Below are 17263 nucleotides of genomic sequence, written 5' to 3'. Positions count from 1 at the left end.
GGCTGTGCTGCGGCATTGGGTTGCTGAAGTGACTGCGGGACTGGCAGCGTTGGCATGTTTGGCCCTTTGGGCGTGTCGCACGATCAGTGACAGCTGCCATCTGATCGAATCCTATGGTGGCGCTTGCTGGAGGTCAGCCCGAATAGCACCGCGACGGGAGGATTGCCCCGTGTTGCGCGCAGGAACCATGCGCGTTGCGGTAGTGAAAGCGATGGAGCATCTGTAAGCTGAAACCTATTGCTTGGCCTCAACCAACAAGGTAAAGTTAGTTGAGGACGCGCGCAAGTGCTCCACTTCCGAGGCCCGTGTTACGACACGGGCCTTCGTGTTTCTGGGAAGGTTCAGTTTGTACATCGGCTATTTCGACGAGTTTGGCCACAATGGCCTATACGTGTCGCGGGCCGACCGGGCGTACAAGACCCACCCTGTGTTCGGGCTCGGTGGCTTTATCATCCCAGCAGACAACGTCCGCCAGTTCTCTGGTGCCTTTCGGCAGATAAAGGAATCTGGCCTAAAAGCAGAGATTGAAGCCAAGGTCTCGTCTCGGGGGCTGGAAGTTGCACACTGGGAAAAGAAGGGCGCTTCGCTCCTGACGACGCAAAACGTTAACCGCTACTCTTAGGTCCGCCGTATTGTTGGACGAGTGCTGAAAAAGCTCGACGACCTCGGTGCCAAGGTCGTGTTCTATGGGCAACAGAAGCCACGCGGTGGCCCGGATACCATTCACGAGACGAACGCCGCACGTTACAACCATGCGATGAGGCAACTGATCCAGCGGATTCACTGGGATTTGCCTGACTCAGAGAAGTTCATGATGATTCTCGATAAACAGGGTGATCGCGAGCGGCTTGAGGTATTTGCGGGTGCAGCTTCGTTCATGTTCTCTCATGAGAATGCCACGCGATTGCTTGAGCCTCCGATGGAAGTCGAGAGTCACCTGTACCAGACGGTCCAGGGCGCAGATTGGATTTGTGGTCTGCTTGGACGGATCGCAGCATACAAGTTTGATCCAGACTTCGATGACTTCAGTTGGGCGCCGCAATACTTCGGTAAACGTCTTGCGCAAGTTACAAGTCCCAACAGCAAAATACGGGCACTTGATGGGGGTAAAGATCTCTACCCGAAGTACCTGGGGAATCTTGGAACTTGCTTCGACCCAACTGCTGTTCCCGCTTCGAGGGCTTCACTAAATGACCTACGGCATCGGTTTAGTTCTCGATAGAGCCGTGTCCTCGAGGGGTGCAATGAAGCTACGTAGTGGCAGTGGCGCCGACGCCAACCGGAACCCAACACGCAGCGGTCGTGAGGAGACTGAGTCTAGCTAGATCTCGTGGGTCATGGGCTTCCAAGGCTCGCTCCCTCAGCCGATTAGCTGGCCCGAATGCCTGATCAAACGATGGCTTCTTACCTGCACTGTGCCTAGGGGGGGACCGAGATGGCGAATTTGCCCAGGTATTAGTGCAGTGCGGTCCAACTGCAGGCTGACGGCGGTTGCCATTATTGCTTTCAGGAGAGCAATTCGGGAGGTGGGCGTGATCCACAACTTGCGCCAATGGCTGTGGGATTGGGGTCGCAGCAACCGGTCCGGAGCCCACTCCCGCGCCTAAGAGTTCAGCTGCCAGTTCTGGTAACAGGTGGAACCGGCAGCCTGGGCCCCAAGGATGGCCGCACCCCACTGACCGGCTCGAGCGTCCAGGGTCGACAGCGCTAGTTCTGGCGGCTGGCGCCACTTCAACAGTCCGGTCAATTGCTCTTGCACGGGGACGAGTAGGCGGTCCCCCGCTCGGGACAGTCCGCCGGCGAAGATGATTCGCTGGGGGTCCACGATCAGAGTCAGATGGGTGCAGGCTAGAGCCAAAGCGTAGGTGGCCTGGTCCCAAACTTCGCGGGCAATCAGGTCGGTGTCGAGCAGTTCCTCAATCTGGTCGGCGGTTGCCTCGCGGCCCGAACGCCGCCGGTACTGCCGCCGGATTCCTTCCGCAGAGGCATAAACTTCCAGGCAGCCGTTTTGGCCGCAGGAACACGGATCCCCGCCCGGGAAGATCGGAGTATGCCCCAACTCGCCCGAGCCGAACGTGTGGCCGGGCCAAGCCTTCCCCTCCAAAGTGATGGACGCGGAGATGCCGGTTCCGATTGGGATGACCACGAAGGAGTCGGCTCCCCGGGCGGCACCCAAAATCCCTTCGGCCAAGCCCGCGGCGCGCCCGTCGTGGTCCAGGCGAACCGGAACTCCCGTGCTCTCTTCCAGGTGGGCCTTCCAGTCGAGGTTCCGCAGGCCCAGGTTGGCCGAGTAGACCAACTGTCCGCGAGACGTGTCCACCAGCCCCGGGGCGAGCAGCCCAATCCCGACAATTTCCGGGTCCAGCTGGCACTGTTTCAGCCCAATCTTTTTGATCTGGTCCTCGACTCGATCCGAGGTTGCCTCCCGGTAGGTTCCCAGCACCTTCCCGTCGGCAGAGACGGAGATTGTTTTGATAGTGGTGCCACCAACGTCGATTCCAAGGAAATGTGCGGTCACGGGGTCACTACCTGAACTGTCAGCTCGGTGTCTGCTCCGAATTGGTCGAGGGGGAACATGGGCCGGTCGATCTGCCGATAGTCGAGCCGGTGAAGATCCTGGTCAACGCCGCCGGGGGTGAGAGCCATCATCCAATCAGCCTGGGCTTCGTACAGGTCAGGTTCCAGGTAGCCGATCTTGACGACAACCACGTCGGCTGTTCGCGGGTCCAGGCCCAAGGCAAGGTACTGGTCCAGCTCGGCGTACTGGTTCCGATGCTCGGTTACGACCAGGGACAACCCGCCGGAGCGCAGCACGACGGTGGTGCCTCCCCGGGGATCTTGAATCACCGAGGTGACCTCGCCGGTGACCAGGCACGGACCCGGGGGGCGGGTGTCGACTTTCCCACCGATCTCCAGCTCGACCTGGCTCCCAACCCCTGCCTGAGCAGCAGCCAAGGCGGCCGCCGGGTCCAGGATCGAAGCGCAGATGACATTGAGGGCACCGGTCTGGACCGGCTCCCAGTCAAGGAGGGCGCGCAGGGCGACGGTCACGTCGTCAGCCCCACCGGCCCCAGGGTTATCCCCTGAATCAGAGATGAAGAAGGGTCGCGGTGCCGTTAGCGCGTGGGCCAGACACTCCTCCATGGTGCCGGTGGGGGCCACGAACTCGAACCGGTCGCGAGCCGCCCAGAACTCGCTGCCCAACACTGCAGCCTGCTGGGCAACGTCGTCGGGATCGTCACCCGTGACCACGACCGCGCCCTTACACCGAGGCTGATCCGCCCAGGCAAACCCAATCCAGATGGCCGCATCCAGAATGCCCACCCTCGACTCGACTGCGGGAATGAGGCCGTACAGACTCTTGGCCGGCTCCACCCGGGTGGAAGTTTTCTCTCCGGGCAGCAGAATTGGGACGTGGACTAGCGCCTTGACCGGCCGGCCCGCTCCAGAAACAATTCGCTCCACCAGGTTTTCCGCAGCCCGCTGGCGGGATTCCCACGCGTCCTCGTGCGGGGCCATGCGGTAGCAGGTCAGCAAATCGCACAGGTCAAACAGGATTTCGGAGACGTTGCCGTGCAGATCCATCGACGCGGAGACGAGGGGTTCTTCGCCGATTACCTCTCGAATTGCCTGGATCAGGTCACCTTCGGCGTCGTCAAGTCCCTGAACACTCATCGCGCCGTGAATATCGAAGAACAGGCCGTTGAGAGGAGCCTCAGCCACCAGGCTGGCGAGCCCGGCCACGATCTCTGCCTTCCAGGCGTCGAAGTCTTGGCGTCGCACCACCCCGCCGGGGAGGGCCCGGGCATGAAGGACCGGGAGCCACTGAACCTGACGCGCCCAGTCCTGCCCCATCCACTCGTAGCGAGCCAACAGATCGTCACCTCGGCAAACCTCGAAGTCAGCTTCGGTCGAGATGTAGGGGGTAAAGGTGGAGCTCTCGATATGGATTCCACAGATGGCGACGCGGGGTTTGCTCACAGCAGCTCCTTGGTGGGGTCTAGCAGAGGGGAGGTTGAGGTGCCCGAACTGGCACCAGTGCGGGACTTGACGGTTTTGGTTAGCAGGGAGTTGGTCTGTTCAGCCAGCCCCCACAGGGTTGCCTCCCGGCCGGCGAGGGATACCTCCACCGCCAAATGCTCGGTGATGGCTGGTAGGCAAAACTCATTCAATGCCTGGCGGATCCCGGCAAGAAAGGCGCCAATGGAGGAAAGGGTGCCACCGACGATGATCGCCTGTGGATTCAGGAACGAAACGACGTGGGCGAGGGAGGCTCCGAGACGAACCCCGGCCTCCCGCACTCCGTTGACGACGTCGGCGTCAGAGTTGATAGCTGCTGCAATTAGAGAGTCGTTATCGGCAAAACCCAGATCTCGGCGGAGGGCTTCGGCGGAGGCAAGTGTGTCCAGGCAACCGCGATTGCCGCATCGACACGCGCGGTCGGCTGCCGCCTCAACGGGCACGTGGCTCAAATCCCCGGCCAACCCGAATGAGCCTCGGTGTACTGTGCCATCTACGACCAATGCTCCGCCAATGGCCGATCCGGCCTTGACGTAGATGTAGTCCTGGTAGGTAGGTTCGTGGCGGTGGCGCCGGTAAGCCATCGTGCCAACCGCGCCGAGCCGGGCGTCATTTTCGACCACCGCTGGCACCCCCCACATATCTTCCAGCAGATCTTTGGCATAGGTGTTGTGCCAGCCGGGCATGCGGGAGGGAGAGACTATTCGGCCGGTGTCCATTTCAACCGGGCCGGGAATGCCAAGCCCAACTGCGGTCACGGTTACCCCCACCTCAGCGGCCATCGTGGCACCGGAAGTCATCACCTGTTGGAGGACTTTCTCCGGTCCAAGCCCAATGTCCAGGGGGATGGAACGGGGTTCGCGGACGGCGCCATCGAGGTCGACCAGGCTCAAGAGTGCATGGTTGGCACCAAGTTCTACCACCAGGGAGCGCTCATTGGTTTCACATGCCACGAGTCGAACCGCGCGGCGCCCACCGGTCGAGCGCATCTCGCCCTCTTCCCGGATCACCCGGGCGGACAGCAGGCTGCTGATCAGACTGGACGCGGTGGAGGGGGCAACTCCCAACTCCCTGGCGATGGCGGCTCTGGTTTGGGCCTGGCTGGAAGCAACTAGCTCCAGTGCGGCGCTTTCCAGCGGCGAGAATGTCGTCATGGCCCTGTCTTTCTTTCCTGTCCGCCCATGATAGCACCCAGCTCGCGATCTCTTGATCTAGGCGATGGGCTAGTTATAGCCGAAATTTGAAATACTTCGAGAGAGGTTGAAGTTAATCAAACAAAGTTGGGAAGCGTCGAAGCAATCGAGCGTTGGTCGGCGCCGAACACCGCTTCGCCTGTCACTTCCCGCTGGGGCCAGTTGAGGTTGGCCCGGTCGAGGTGGGCGCCCCCGGAACCGCAGTCACCGTCGGGGAGTGAGGCGTCCCACACCGTCCTTATTGCGAATGAAACTCATTTAGGTTTAGCCTGGAGGGCATGAGAAAACTTTACAAGTCTGTGTTAGCGGTGGCGGTGGGCAGCCTGGGGCTGGGCCTGCTGTCAGCCTGTTCTGATGCCGGGGCCCAGTCGGAAAGCTCGGACGCAACCGGCGATCAGGTGAGCGTGGCCACCTCGATCTACCCGATGACCTTCCTGGCCGAGCAGGTGGTGGGTGACTCGGGTCGGGTGATTGACCTGGCCCCCACCAGCGGTGAGGCTCACGACCTGGAGCTCTCTCCCCGCCAGGTGTCGGACCTGATGAAGGCGGATGTGGCCCTGTACCTAGGCGACGGGTTCCAGCCCCCCGTTGAGCAGGCTGTGGCGCAAAGAGACGGCGCCAGCGTGGATGCCCTCCAGGTGGTTTCGGAGGGGGAACTGCGTTCGGGTGACCCGCACATTTGGCTCAGCCCCGAGCTGATGAGCCAGGTAGCCGGCTCCCTGGCAGACCAGTTGGCCCAGGTGGACCCCGACCATGCCGACCAGTTTCAGGCGAACGCAGAGCGCCTCCAACAGGAGTTGGGACAGCTCGACCAGGAGTATCGCACCGCCCTGGCCGGATGCGCCGCAGGTTCCCTGTTGACCTCGCACGAGGCATTTGGCTACCTGGCGGACCGGTACGGCTTTGAGCAGCACGGGGTGATGGGAATCAACCCGGAGACTGAGCCGTCCCCGAAGCGACTGCAGGAAGTTCAGCAACTGGTCAAAGCCGAGGGAATTGACTCGCTGTTTATCGAGGCGGGGGACAGCTCCGGCCAGAAGCTGGCCGAAATCCTGGAGCTGACCCCCAAAGAGCTTCACACCTTGGAATCGAAGCCGGAGGGAATGGACTACTTCGAGGCCATGCGTGCCAACCTGGAGGCCCTGACCAACGGACTCGGATGTGCAGCTGGGTGAACCTCGGTTAGCTGTCCGGTTGAGGGTGGGCGTGGTCTGATGGCCGCGCCCACCTTTTTGGCAATCCGGCATCGGGTGGTCGGCCCCGGCTGTCCGGCCCCTGGTGTCCGGCGTCGGGGGCCGAGCACCGAGCCTTAGGCCCGCCCGCGAGGGCCCAAGTGGCACGCTGACAGCGAAGTGATCTGTCAGTGGTTGGCAGCGGGCTGATAGGCTCAAAATGACTCGACTCAGGAGGTTCGCAAATGGATGCCATTAATCATCGCGCTGCGTGGGAACAGTGGCGGGAACACCGGAATGAGACTTTGCGTCAGCCCCACGGCTGGCTGTCGCTGGTGAACCTGGAGTGGGTTGGGGACACCGCCGCTCCTTTGAGTTCCTTCCCGGGAATCTGGTCCGCTAAGGACCACCAGGTCACGGCCACCTTCTCACCGGAGGATCAGGTTACCCGTGACGGACACCCGGTCGTCGGGCAGGTGCATTTGGAGATTCCCCGCGGAGAGTCCGACACGTCGTTGCTCGACGCTCGGGGTCGACAGGCCGAGGTTGCCTCGCGCTTTGGCCGAATCGCCGTTCGGACCCGCGATCCTGAAGCCCCCACTCGCACCAACTTCAGCGAGACCCGGACTTTTGACTTTGACCCCAAGTGGATCGTCACCGTCGAGTGGGAGCCCTACCCGGAGCCGACCGAAGTCACCGTGCCTTCCGCTCACCAGTCCAAGCCGATGACGCTGACCGCGCAGGGAAGCGCCACCGTCTTCGGGCAGAAGGTAACCATCACCGGGTCTGATCGGGACCACCTGGGCCTGATCTTCCACGATGAGACCAACGGCAACCAGACGGAGGGTTGGCGCTCGGCCCCGGCCAAGCTGGACGATGGCCGCCTGACGATCGACTTTAACCGGGCCGTGAACTTCCCGGCGCACTTCACCCCCTACGGCACCTGCCCCACGCCGCCTGCGGGCAACACTTTGCCGGTGGCCGTCACCGCCGGGGAGAAAAAGAATCGATGACCTATCGGGTACTGATGGTTTGCACCGGCAATATTTGCCGGTCTGTGATGGCTGAAACGGTGCTAGCCCAGCGGGTTGATGGGTTGGAAGTGCAGGTTGACTCGGCAGGAATTAGTGCCGAGGAGGAAGGGAACCCGATCGACTATCGGGCGGCTCGAATCCTCAGCGAGCGCGGCTATCGCGTCCCTGATCATCGGGCCCGACAGCTCGAGCCGGCCGACCTGGCTGACTTCGACCTGATCCTAGCCATGACTGACGGGCATCGCCGCGGGGTGGCCCGCCTGGCCGAACGCAGCGGGATTGAACCCCGCGACGTGCGGATGTACCGCAGCTTCGATCCAGCCGCGGCTGGAAACCTGGATGTGCCCGACCCCTGGTACGGCGACCTGTCCGACTTTGCCCAAACCCTGTCCACCATCGAGGCGGTCACGCCCGGCCTGATCGAGTTCCTGGCTCAGCGCGCATGAGCGCTCGCACCCGCGCGAACCCGCGGCCAGCACTGTTTGTCCTGCTCATTTTGGTGGCGGTGGTGCTGGCCTGGGTGGCCGTGCGGCTGCTGGGCTCGTCCCCTCCGGAGCAGCCGGTGGCGGCCCCGGAGCCGCTTGAGCCCGAGCCGGTTACCCCCACCCTGGATTTCACCGGCTTTGATCCGGGCAACATCATCTCTGACGACGTCTTCTACCACTCGGAGGCGATGAACCAGGAGCAGGTGGCCGCTTTCATTGCCGAGGTGAACCACGGCTGTCGAACCGGGGACGCCCCCTGTCTGGCCGACTACCGGGAGGACTCGCTCACCTTCCCCGCCAACGACTACTGCTTTGAGTTCACCGGCCAAAGCAACGACTCGGCGGCGGCAATCATCGACCGGGCAGCCAAGTCGTGCGGCGTGAACCCGCAGGTGGTGCTGGTGATGCTCCAAAAAGAGCAGGGTCTGCTGACTGCCTCCAGCTACAATCTGACGCCCGGCCGCTACGACATCGCCATGGGCTACGGGTGTCCGGACACCGCGAACTGTGACCCCCAGTTCTTTGGTTTCTCCAACCAGGTTTACCATGCCGCCCTGCAGCTTCGGCGCTACGCCAACGAGCCGGGTCTGTACTCATTTCAGCCGCAGATGGACAACTCCATCAGTTACCATCCGGATCCGGCCTGCGGCGAAGGCACCGTCTGGATTGAAAACTACGCCACCGCCGGACTGTACAACTACACCCCGTACCAGCCGGACGAGGCAGCCCTAGCCGGCACCCCCGGCCCCTGCTCATCCGTGGGAAACCTGAATTTTTATGCCTATTTCCGCGCCTGGTTCGGCTAGGCGGCGGCGCTAACCCTGGGCGCTGTCCGAGTCCGGGTTAACCTCAATCACGGTGGCGTCCACGTCGACGACATCGGTCCGCTGCACCTCCAGCGTGACGTTGGCCAGCAGGCCGGCGATCCCTCCCAGGACCACGAGGGTTGGGGCGGCCAGGACCGCAATTCCGCCCGCCGCCACGCCCAGGTTCATCGGCACGGTCAGCAGCTTCTTTCCGGCTTCGTTTCGGACGGTGACCTGCCGGACGTCACCTTCGGCCACCAGTTCCTTGACCCGATCGACCAGTTCATGTCCGGCCACCTGAATCTTCTCGGTGAACGTACTTCCGGACCCGGAGGTTTGCTCTCCCATGGTGATCCCTTTCGTTGTTGGAACTCCCAGTATGGCAAACAGCCCCGACAGATGGCAGGGTGCACTGCAAATGAGGGTGGGCCTCCGTATGATTGACTCACTATGAGCCCGCGTAACCCTGCCCGCCGTCCCCGACGAACCACCGTCATCGTGGTGGCGTCGGTGGCGCTGATCGCCTTCGGGGTGTTCCAGTGGCTGATTTGGAACCCGCGGCAGGAAGTGCCGGCTCGGGCCGACGCGATTCTGGTGCTGGCCTACGGCAATGACCGCCAGGAACTGGGACGGGATTTGGCCGCTCGCGGGGTGAGCGAGAACATGGTTGTCTCGCACTCGGTGAAGGTGCGCCGGTTCCTGGACCCTACCGATGAGTTGAAGCCGAAGGACGGCGAGTGGGTGGAGGAGTGCGACCGGGACTATCCCCACTACCGCTCCTACTGCATCGAGCCCGACCCCAATACCACCGGGGGTGAGGTGGCTGCTTTCCGCCAACTCGCCAACGAAAAGGGGTGGACCTCGGTGGTGCTGGTGACTGAACGCTCACATCTGGCCCGGGCCGAAATGCTGCTCAACCGGTGCTTCTCCGGGCAAATCTACCCGGTGGCGTCGCACCCGGAGGGGGGCATCTTCCGGGCGATCCAACGTTCGTTCTATGAGTTTGGCGCCTATTTGAAGGACGTTGTTTTCCCACCCTCCTGCTAGTTGACGACCGGATCTTTCGGCTTGGTCAGGGCGCCCGCGACCACCCGACCCGGCGGGCAAATCCGCTTCCCGCTCGGTAAGAACAGCTTGCCCGAGCACCCGGATTCGCGATAACCTAGCGCGGATCCTTCAATCGGGAGTGAGTATGATGAACGTCCTTTTGCGCGGCGGCCAAGTCTTCCAGGGGGGATCTTTTCATCCCCTCGACCTGCGAGTTGACCAGATCGGACTGGTCGAGTTGGGGAAGGACCTTTCGCCAACCCCAGACGACCGGGTCGTCGACATTTCGGGGAAATACGTTCTACCGGGTTTAGCAGATATTCACGTTCATCTGCGAGAACCCGGTTTTTCATATAAGGAGACCATTGCCACCGGCACGGCTGCGGCCGCTCGGGGCGGGTTCACTTCGGTCGGGGCCATGCCCAACGTGGCGCCCCCGCCGGACAATCTGCCGGAGCTGCTCCACCAGATTCAGGCCTACCAGCAGGAGGCCCTGATCGAGGTCTTCCCCTACGGCTGCCTGACCGAGGGCGGGACCGGCACCGGGGAGACGGTGGACTATGCGGCCCTGGAACCCTACGTGATCGGGTTCTCCGACGACGGCTTTGGGGTCCAGTCCACCGACCGGATGCGCGAGGTGATGACGCAGGTGGCCGAGGTGGACGGCATCGTCGCCCAGCACATTGAGGACCTGGAGATTTCCGCCGACGGGTACATCAACGACGGCGAGTACGCCCGCGCCCACGGCCACAAAGGCAAGCCGGGCGCTGCCGAGTGGACCCAGTTGGAGCGGGACCTGGCCCTGGTTGCCGAGACCGGTTGCCGCTACCACGCCTGTCACCTGTCGACGGCCAGGTCGGTCGAACTGGTGGCCAAAGCGAAAGCTGACGGGCTGCCCGTCACCGCCGAGACCGCTCCCCACTACCTGGTGCTGAGCGAGGACGAGTTGGAGGAGGACGGTCGGTTCCGGATGAACCCGCCCCTGCGCTCGGCCCGGGACCGCGACGCGGTGGCCCAGGCCCTGGTGGACGGGGTGATTGATCTGGTCGCCACCGATCACGCCCCCCATTCGGCCGAGGAGAAAGCCGGTGGGCTGGCCGCCTCCGCCAACGGGGTGGTTGGGTTGGAGAACTCGCTGGCCGTGGTCTACACCCACTTTGTTCGAGCCGGCCGGTTCGAGATGGAACGGCTGGTGGAGGTGATGGGCACGGCTCCGCGCCAACGTTTCTCCCTGGGCGGGGGCGAGATTATCGCCGGCGAGTACGCCGACCTGATCGTGTTTGACCCGGACTTCCACGAGCCGCTGGACCCGGGACAGTTCCTCTCGAAAGGAAAAGCCACCCCCTTCGCCGGCCGCGAGCTGTACGGCCGGGTCGACCTGACGCTCTGCCAGGGGGATCCGGTCTGGGATCCGGAGGGCCTGTTCGCATGAGGCAACTGCTGGACTTCACCGTGGTGGAAAACCGGGAGCTGGCTCAGGACACCTACCTGCTGTCCCTGGCCGGGGACACCTCCGCCTTGGCCGCGCCCGGCCAGTTCGTCAACCTGGAGATTCCCGGCTACTACCTGCGCCGGCCACTGTCGGTCTTCGACTGGGCTCCGGGCCGGCTCGACCTGATCTACAAGGTCCTGGGCGAGGGAACCCGGGACCTGGTCCAGGTCCGGGTGGGGACCACCATGTCGGTCCTGTCCGGGCTGGGTAACGGGTTCCACGCCGCGCCCGCTCAGCACCCCCTGATCGTCGGGGGAGGGGTGGGCGTAGTGCCCCTCTGGGCCCTGGCCCGGACCCTGATCGAGGAGGGGCAGAACCCGACGGTGATCTACGGTTTCAACTCGGCCGCTGAGGTAATCCTGGTGGAAGAGACCGAGGCGCTGGGCGCCCGGGTGCTGGTGACCACGGCGGACGGATCGGTTGGCACGGCCGGGTTTGTCACCGCCGCCCTGGATCAGGTGCCGACAGCCGACTACCTGTACGCCTGCGGACCCACCCCGATGCTGCGGGCGCTTACGGCCGCCACCGCCCTGCCGGGACAGTTCTCCCTGGAAGAGCGGATGGCCTGCGGCTTCGGCGCCTGCGTTGGCTGCGTCGTCTCCACCCGTTCGGGAATGAGCCGCGTCTGCAAGGAAGGCCCCGTCTTTACCCGGGAGGAACTGCAATGGTGACCGCTCCGAGCCTCGGCGTTGACGTCGCCGGGATTGCCCTGCAAAACCCACTGATACCCGCCTCGGGCTGCTTCGGGTTTGGCGATGACTTCCTCGACTTCTTCGACCCGAACATCCTGGGGGCCGCCGCCCTGAAGGGGACGACCAGGGAGCCGCAAGCGGGAAACCCGACCCCGCGGATTGCGGAGACGCCCGCCGGGATGATTAACTCGATCGGCCTGCAAAACCCCGGAATCGACGAGGTGTTGGCACAAAAGCTGCCCCACCTGGCCACCTTCTACCACCAGCCGGTGATCCTGAACATCAGCGGGTTTTCCGTTGACGAGTACCGAGAATGCTGCGCCAAAGCGGACGGCCGGGCGGAGATCATTGAGCTGAACGTTTCCTGCCCGAACGTGCACGGCGGGGGCATGAGTTTTGGGGCCGACGCCGACGCGCTGGCGGAGGTGACGCGGGCCGTCCGCCAGGAGGTCAGCCGCTCGCGCCTGTTCGTCAAGCTGAGCCCGAACGTGACCGACATTGTCGAGTTGGCCCGCGTGGTTGAGGGGGAGGGCGCCGACGGCGTCACCCTGATCAATACCCTGCAGGGAATGCGGATTGATCCGGCTCGGCGTCGTCCGGTAATTGCCCGGACCATGGGTGGGTTTTCCGGCCCCGCCATTTTCCCGGTGGCCCTGCGGATGATCTGGCAGGTGTGGGAAGCCACCGGGCTGGTGATCCTGGGTTCGGGCGGGGTGGCCCGCGCCGCCGATGTCATCGAGATGATGGAGGCCGGGGCCAGCGCCGTCCAGGTGGGGGCCGAGTCCTTGCGAAACCCGATGGCAATCCCCCAAATTCTGGCAGAACTGCCCGAGCTGATGGAGCGCTGGCAGATTGCCTCGCTGGCCGACCTGGTGGGCAGCGCCCACGGGGAGAACGACCCCAGAAAGGATCACGAATGACCGAGCGCGCAGTAATAGTTGCGGCTGACTTTCCGACCGCAACCGACCTGGCGGACTTCCTGGCCCGCCTGCCCGGGGAGAAGCCGTTTCTGAAGGTCGGGATGGAGCTGTTCTACGGGGCTGGGCCGGATCTGGTGCGCCAGCTCAAACAGGACGGCTACCGAATCTTCCTGGACCTAAAGCTGCACGACATTCCGAACACGGTCAAGTCGGCGATGCGGGTGTTGCGCGACCTGGAGGTGGACCTGGTCAACCTGCACGCTTCGGGAGGCAAAGACATGATGGAGGCGGCCCTGGAAGGGCTGACCCGTCCCGACGGCAGTCGGCCGATGCTGATTGCCGTCACCCAGCTGACCTCCACCAGCCAGGACATGCTCGAATACGAGCTGCTGATTCCCCACCCGGTGGAAGAGGTGGTGGCTGCCTACGCCCAGACTGCGGCCGAGGCCGGCCTCGACGGGGTGGTTTGCTCCCCGCGGGAGGTCGGGGTGGTCAAGGCCCTGTGCGGGCCCGAGTTCCTCACCGTCACCCCGGGGGTCCGCTTTGCTGACGACGAGGTGGGGGACCAGGTTCGGATTGCCACCCCCGCCCAGGCGCGCCTCGATGGCGCCGACTTTATCGTCATGGGCCGCCCGATCACGAGGGCCCACGACCCGCTCGCCGCTTACCGGCGCGCACGAGCTGACTTTGAAGGAGTCACCCTGTGAATGTTCCACGTGAAACAGCCGCTGATCTGCTGTCGATCAACGCGGTCTTCCTGCGACCGCAAGAGCCCTTCACCTGGGCCTCTGGGATCAAGAGCCCGATCTACTGCGACAATCGGCTGATCCTGTCGGCCCCCGAGGTTCGAACCAGAATTGAGAATCGTCTGGCCGAATTGATCCAGATCGAGTTCCCCACCGCCCAGGTGCTGATGGGGACCGCCACGGCCGGAATTGCCCACGCGGCGCTGGCGGCCGAGCGGCTGCACCTGCCGATGGGGTACGTCCGATCCGGCGCCAAGTCCCACGGGCGCGGAAACCAGATCGAGGGCCGGCTCGAGCCGGGCGCGCGCGTGGTGGTGGTGGAGGACCTGATCTCCACCGGCGGCTCCAGCCTGGAAGCGGTGGAAAGCCTGCGCGAGGCGGGCGCCGAGGTACTGGGGATCGCTGCCCTGTTCACCTACCGGATGAGCAAAGCTGACGAGCGGATGGGTGCGGCCGGGGTGAAAGCCGTGGCCTTGTCCAACCTGGACGAGCTGGTCGAAGTGGCGGTGGAAAGCGGCTACCTGGCAGCTGACCAGGGCCCGTCAGTCCTGCAGTTCCGCGACGACCCGGCCGGTTGGGAGGGCAGGTTCGCATGAGACATCTGATCGACATCACCGACCTGACCACCACCGAAATTGATGGGTTGTTGCTGCAGGCCGAGGAGATTGCGGCCCGGCCCGGCGACTTCCAGGACGCCTGCGCGCATCGGCGCCTGGCGACCCTGTTCTTTGAGCCCTCCACCCGGACCCGGCTCAGCTTTGAGGCGGCCATGCAGGCGCTGGGTGGATCGGTGCTGGGGTTCTCGTCAGCCGATTCCAGCTCGGCCACCAAGGGCGAGAGCGTGGCCGACACGGTGCTGACCGTCTCCTGCTACTCGGACATCATCGCCATGCGACACCCGAAGGAGGGGGCCCCGCTGTTGGCGTCGCTCCGCTCGCAGGTGCCGGTGATCAACGCGGGCGACGGGGGCCACGCTCACCCCACCCAAACCCTGACCGACCTGCTGACCATCTTTCGGGAGAAGGGCCGCCTCGGCGACCTGGTGGTCGGCCTGTGCGGCGACCTGAAGTTTGGCCGCACGGTTCACTCGCTGATCTCCGCGCTGGTGCCGTACCACGGGATCTCCTTTGTCCTGATCTCCCCCCAAGAACTGCGGGTTCCCGACTACATTCGGGAGTTGCTGCACCGCTCCGGCGTGCCGTTTGTCGAGACGGAGGACCTGGAGGGCAACCTGGGCGACCTGGACATCCTGTATATGACCCGGGTGCAGCGCGAACGCTTCTTCAACGAGGCGGACTACATCCGGCTGAAGGATCGCTTCATCCTGGATCTGGAGAAGCTCCGTTTTGCCCGGCCCGACCTGTCGATCCTGCACCCGCTCCCCCGGGTCAACGAGATCGCGGTCGAGGTGGACTCTGACCCGCGGGCCGCCTACTTCAAGCAGGTCAAGAACGGGATGATCGTCCGGCAAGCCCTGATTTTGAAACTGCTGGAGGAGGCGCGATGAACATCGATGGAGTGGAAAACGGGATCGTCATCGATCACATCACCGCGGGGGAGTGCATGAAGCTCTACCACCTGCTGGGCCTGGACGACCTGGACTGCACGGTGGCGATTATCAAGAACGTCACCTCCGGGAAGTACGGGAAAAAGGACATCATCAAGATCGATGCCCTGATCGACCTGGATGTGGACGCCCTCGGGTACATCGATCCGCGGATCACCGTCAACATTGTGGAGAACTCGCGCCTGGTGGAGAAGCGGCACCTGGAGCTTCCCCAGCTGCTGCGCAATATTGTCCGGTGCAAGAACCCGCGCTGCATCACCTCGGTGGAGGCTGATGCCGACCAGGTGTTCCGCTTGGCCGATGCCGAGCAGCGGCTCTACCGGTGCGTCTACTGCGAGGTGGCGCCCGACCGCGAAGGCGAGTAACCGCCCCCCGCCGCCCCCGCTGGCCCCCGACCAAGAGTCGACCTTTTGTGAGGGGCCAAACAACGATGGCTTCCCAGGATGCGGCCCGCAGGCTGATCCGAACCGATAGACTGGGGACCAGCCGAGCATCCTGGGGCGTTGTCGCCCCCAAGCGCTCGCATCACTAACTGAAGGAGTAGGAATGCGCATAGGTGTTCCCCGTGAACCCGACTCCCAACCCCTGGTCGCAGCTACCCCAAACACGGTTAAGAAGCTCAAGAAACTGGGCTATGACGTGTGCGTGGAAGCGGGGGCTGGTACTCGAGCCAGCTATCCGGACTATCAGTACGAGGAGGTGGGGGCTGAGCTGGTTGACCGCAACACGGTCTGGGGCTCAGATTTGGTCCTGTCACTCGACGCCCCTTCCGATGAGGATCTGGCCCTGATGCACGAGGGGGAGGTGCTCATTACCCGCCTCGCCCCCGCGCGCAGTCCCGAGCTGCTGGAGAAGCTTCGGGCCGCCGGGATCACCGCGATGGCGATGGATGCGGTTCCGCGGATCTCGCGGGCCCAGGCGATGGACGTGCTCTCCTCCCAGGCCAACGTGGCCGGCTATCGGGCTGTGATCGAGGCGGCCGCGGACTTTGGTCGACTGTTCACCGGTCAGGTGACGGCAGCCGGCAAGATGCCCCCCGCCAAGGTGTACGTGATTGGCGCCGGCGTGGCCGGGCTGGCCGCGATTGGCACCGCCGCCTCCATGGGTGCCGAGGTGACCGCCTCGGATGTTCGCCCCGAAGTGGCCGAACAGGTCGAGTCGATGGGCGCTCGCTTCGTTGGGCTGCACCGGGACATGGAAGAGTCTTCCGACGGGTACGCCCGCGAACTGACGGCGGAGGAAACCGCCGCTGTCAACCGGCTCTACGCCGAGGAAGCCGCCAAGGCTGACATCGTCATCACCACGGCCAACGTGCCGGGCCGACGCTCCCCGATCCTGCTGGATGACGCGGCCATCGCCGCGATGAAACCCGGCTCGGTGGTCATCGACATGGCGGCTGCCAATGGTGGCAATGTGACGGTGACCCGCCCGGGTGAGAAGGTGATGACGGATAACGGCGTCATCGTCAACGGTCCGCTGGATCTGCCCGGCGCGCTGCCCACCCAGTCGTCGCAGCTGTACGCGCAGAACATCGTCAACCTGCTGAAGCTGCTGACCCCGGAGAAGAACGGGGAAATTGACCTGAATCTGGATGACGAGATCATCCGCGGGATCACCGTCACCGCCCAGCACGACCTGCTGTGGCCCCCGCCGCCGGTGAAGGTGTCTGCGGCCAAGCCCTCACCCGCAGCGGTGACGCCGGTTGAACCCACCCCGGAGGAAGCGGAGGCAATGGCCATCCGCAAGCGGACCATTTGGGGCGCTTGGGGTGGCTTCGGGGCGGCCCTGCTGGTGGCGCTCTACCTGGTTACCCCGATGGCGGCCATCCCCAGCTACATGGTGCTGGCCCTGTCGATCATCATCGGCTTCTACGTGATCACGAACGTGTCGCACTCGCTGCACACGCCGCTAATGTCGGTGACCAATGCGATTTCCGGCATCATTTTGCTAGGGGCAATCCTGCAGGTTGGCTCGGACAACCTGGCGGTGACCATCATCAGCTTTATCGCCATCATGTTGGCCTCGATCAACATCTTCGGCGGCTTCACCGTCACCGCTCGCATGCTGACCATGTTCAAGGGGGCCTAGG

General features: G+C 63.8%; 19 protein-coding genes. 15 read left to right on the top strand and 4 right to left on the bottom strand.

Annotated elements, in window-relative coordinates:
- Positions 1–241 precede the first annotated feature (241 nt).
- Together SAC06_RS10180 and SAC06_RS10175 are read left to right on the top strand one after the other, a co-directional pair.
- Positions 242–622 carry a DUF3800 domain-containing protein gene (locus SAC06_RS10180; protein ID WP_350258182.1) on the top strand — a complete coding sequence of 127 codons (381 nt, stop codon included), beginning with the start codon at positions 242–244 and terminating at the stop codon, positions 620–622.
- Positions 623–643: 21 nt separating this feature from the next.
- Positions 644–1222, top strand: coding sequence for a DUF3800 domain-containing protein (locus tag SAC06_RS10175; RefSeq protein ID WP_350258181.1), 579 nt, complete (start codon positions 644–646; stop codon positions 1220–1222).
- A gap of 381 nt (positions 1223–1603) precedes the next feature.
- On the opposite strand, the gene SAC06_RS10170 is transcribed toward SAC06_RS10175, so the two are convergent.
- Genes SAC06_RS10170 through SAC06_RS10160 form a run of 3 tightly spaced genes read right to left on the bottom strand, consistent with a single transcriptional unit; the run spans position 1604 to position 5174 of the window.
- Positions 1604–2518 (bottom strand): ROK family protein, encoded by a 915-nt coding sequence (locus SAC06_RS10170; protein WP_350258180.1) that lies wholly within the window; start codon positions 2516–2518, stop codon positions 1604–1606.
- Entirely contained in the window at positions 2515–3981 is a 1467-nt protein-coding gene (locus tag SAC06_RS10165; RefSeq protein ID WP_350258179.1) for a M81 family metallopeptidase, read from the bottom strand. Before SAC06_RS10165 ends, SAC06_RS10170 begins: the two co-directional genes overlap by 4 nt.
- Positions 3978–5174, bottom strand: coding sequence for an ROK family protein (locus SAC06_RS10160; protein ID WP_350258178.1), 1197 nt, complete (start codon positions 5172–5174; stop codon positions 3978–3980). The genes SAC06_RS10165 and SAC06_RS10160 overlap by 4 nt, the downstream gene beginning before the upstream one ends.
- Before the next feature lie 317 nt (positions 5175–5491).
- Between SAC06_RS10160 and SAC06_RS10155 the strand changes: the two genes are divergently transcribed.
- From SAC06_RS10155 to SAC06_RS10140, 4 genes are all read left to right on the top strand, one after another.
- Positions 5492–6388: a metal ABC transporter substrate-binding protein gene (locus SAC06_RS10155; RefSeq protein ID WP_350258177.1), complete on the top strand. Its 897-nt coding sequence runs from the start codon at positions 5492–5494 to the stop codon at positions 6386–6388.
- 242 nt (positions 6389–6630) lie between these two features.
- On the top strand, positions 6631–7398 hold the full coding sequence (locus tag SAC06_RS10150; RefSeq protein WP_350258176.1) for a DUF1684 domain-containing protein: 768 nt from the start codon (positions 6631–6633) through the stop codon (positions 7396–7398).
- On the top strand, positions 7395–7865 hold the full coding sequence (locus tag SAC06_RS10145) for a low molecular weight protein-tyrosine-phosphatase (RefSeq protein WP_350258175.1): 471 nt from the start codon (positions 7395–7397) through the stop codon (positions 7863–7865). The genes SAC06_RS10150 and SAC06_RS10145 overlap by 4 nt, the downstream gene beginning before the upstream one ends.
- Complete coding sequence (locus tag SAC06_RS10140; RefSeq protein WP_350258174.1) at positions 7862–8710, top strand: hemagglutinin; 849 nt, start codon at positions 7862–7864, stop codon at positions 8708–8710. Before SAC06_RS10145 ends, SAC06_RS10140 begins: the two co-directional genes overlap by 4 nt.
- Positions 8711–8719: 9 nt before the next feature.
- On the opposite strand, the gene SAC06_RS10135 is transcribed toward SAC06_RS10140, so the two are convergent.
- Positions 8720–9058 (bottom strand): DUF4342 domain-containing protein, encoded by a 339-nt coding sequence (locus tag SAC06_RS10135; RefSeq protein ID WP_350258173.1) that lies wholly within the window; start codon positions 9056–9058, stop codon positions 8720–8722.
- Positions 9059–9160: 102 nt separating this feature from the next.
- Between SAC06_RS10135 and SAC06_RS10130 the strand changes: the two genes are divergently transcribed.
- The 9 genes from SAC06_RS10130 (at position 9161) to SAC06_RS10090 (ending at position 17262) form a co-directional block, all read left to right on the top strand.
- On the top strand, positions 9161–9757 hold the full coding sequence (locus SAC06_RS10130; protein ID WP_350258172.1) for a YdcF family protein: 597 nt from the start codon (positions 9161–9163) through the stop codon (positions 9755–9757).
- 145 nt (positions 9758–9902) lie between these two features.
- On the top strand, positions 9903–11189 hold the full coding sequence (locus SAC06_RS10125; RefSeq protein WP_350258171.1) for a dihydroorotase: 1287 nt from the start codon (positions 9903–9905) through the stop codon (positions 11187–11189).
- Entirely contained in the window at positions 11186–11920 is a 735-nt protein-coding gene (locus SAC06_RS10120; protein WP_350258170.1) for a dihydroorotate dehydrogenase electron transfer subunit, read from the top strand. Before SAC06_RS10125 ends, SAC06_RS10120 begins: the two co-directional genes overlap by 4 nt.
- A complete protein-coding gene (locus SAC06_RS10115; protein WP_350258169.1) occupies positions 11914–12861 on the top strand; it encodes a dihydroorotate dehydrogenase in 948 nt (315 codons plus the stop codon). Before SAC06_RS10120 ends, SAC06_RS10115 begins: the two co-directional genes overlap by 7 nt.
- Complete coding sequence (gene pyrF / locus SAC06_RS10110; protein ID WP_350258168.1) at positions 12858–13568, top strand: orotidine-5'-phosphate decarboxylase; 711 nt, start codon at positions 12858–12860, stop codon at positions 13566–13568. Before SAC06_RS10115 ends, pyrF begins: the two co-directional genes overlap by 4 nt.
- A complete protein-coding gene (gene pyrE / locus SAC06_RS10105; RefSeq protein WP_350258167.1) occupies positions 13565–14203 on the top strand; it encodes an orotate phosphoribosyltransferase in 639 nt (212 codons plus the stop codon). Before pyrF ends, pyrE begins: the two co-directional genes overlap by 4 nt.
- Positions 14200–15114, top strand: a complete 915-nt coding sequence (pyrB, locus tag SAC06_RS10100) for an aspartate carbamoyltransferase (RefSeq protein WP_350258166.1) — start codon at positions 14200–14202, stop codon at positions 15112–15114. The genes pyrE and pyrB overlap by 4 nt, the downstream gene beginning before the upstream one ends.
- Positions 15111–15539: an aspartate carbamoyltransferase regulatory subunit gene (locus SAC06_RS10095; RefSeq protein WP_350258165.1), complete on the top strand. Its 429-nt coding sequence runs from the start codon at positions 15111–15113 to the stop codon at positions 15537–15539. Before pyrB ends, SAC06_RS10095 begins: the two co-directional genes overlap by 4 nt.
- A 181-nt stretch (positions 15540–15720) precedes the next feature.
- Positions 15721–17262, top strand: coding sequence for a Re/Si-specific NAD(P)(+) transhydrogenase subunit alpha (locus tag SAC06_RS10090; RefSeq protein ID WP_350258164.1), 1542 nt, complete (start codon positions 15721–15723; stop codon positions 17260–17262).
- The last annotated feature ends 1 nt before the right edge of the window (position 17263 follow it).

Source organism: Scrofimicrobium sp. R131, from assembly GCF_040256745.1.
Classification (GTDB): domain Bacteria; phylum Actinomycetota; class Actinomycetes; order Actinomycetales; family Actinomycetaceae; genus Scrofimicrobium; species Scrofimicrobium appendicitidis.
Note: the sequence above shows the minus strand (reverse complement) of the source record. Positions and strands in the feature narration are given on the sequence as shown.

Bases quoted from the DNA above. Each gene is read 5' to 3' on its own strand.
- SAC06_RS10130 (WP_350258172.1), top strand. From the start codon at position 9,161: ATGAGCCCGCGTAACCCTGCCCGCCGTCCCCGACGAACCACCGTCATC.
- SAC06_RS10120 (WP_350258170.1), top strand. From the start codon at position 11,186: ATGAGGCAACTGCTGGACTTCACCGTGGTGGAAAACCGGGAGCTGGCT.
- SAC06_RS10090 (WP_350258164.1), top strand. From the start codon at position 15,721: ATGCGCATAGGTGTTCCCCGTGAACCCGACTCCCAACCCCTGGTCGCA.
- SAC06_RS10150 (WP_350258176.1), top strand. From the start codon at position 6,631: ATGGATGCCATTAATCATCGCGCTGCGTGGGAACAGTGGCGGGAACAC.
- pyrB (WP_350258166.1), top strand. From the start codon at position 14,200: ATGAGACATCTGATCGACATCACCGACCTGACCACCACCGAAATTGAT.
- SAC06_RS10115 (WP_350258169.1), top strand. From the start codon at position 11,914: ATGGTGACCGCTCCGAGCCTCGGCGTTGACGTCGCCGGGATTGCCCTG.
- SAC06_RS10135 (WP_350258173.1), bottom strand. From the start codon at position 9,058: ATGGGAGAGCAAACCTCCGGGTCCGGAAGTACGTTCACCGAGAAGATT.
- SAC06_RS10145 (WP_350258175.1), top strand. From the start codon at position 7,395: ATGACCTATCGGGTACTGATGGTTTGCACCGGCAATATTTGCCGGTCT.
- pyrF (WP_350258168.1), top strand. From the start codon at position 12,858: ATGACCGAGCGCGCAGTAATAGTTGCGGCTGACTTTCCGACCGCAACC.
- SAC06_RS10125 (WP_350258171.1), top strand. From the start codon at position 9,903: ATGATGAACGTCCTTTTGCGCGGCGGCCAAGTCTTCCAGGGGGGATCT.
- SAC06_RS10155 (WP_350258177.1), top strand. From the start codon at position 5,492: ATGAGAAAACTTTACAAGTCTGTGTTAGCGGTGGCGGTGGGCAGCCTG.
- SAC06_RS10160 (WP_350258178.1), bottom strand. From the start codon at position 5,174: ATGACGACATTCTCGCCGCTGGAAAGCGCCGCACTGGAGCTAGTTGCT.
- SAC06_RS10140 (WP_350258174.1), top strand. From the start codon at position 7,862: ATGAGCGCTCGCACCCGCGCGAACCCGCGGCCAGCACTGTTTGTCCTG.
- SAC06_RS10095 (WP_350258165.1), top strand. From the start codon at position 15,111: ATGAACATCGATGGAGTGGAAAACGGGATCGTCATCGATCACATCACC.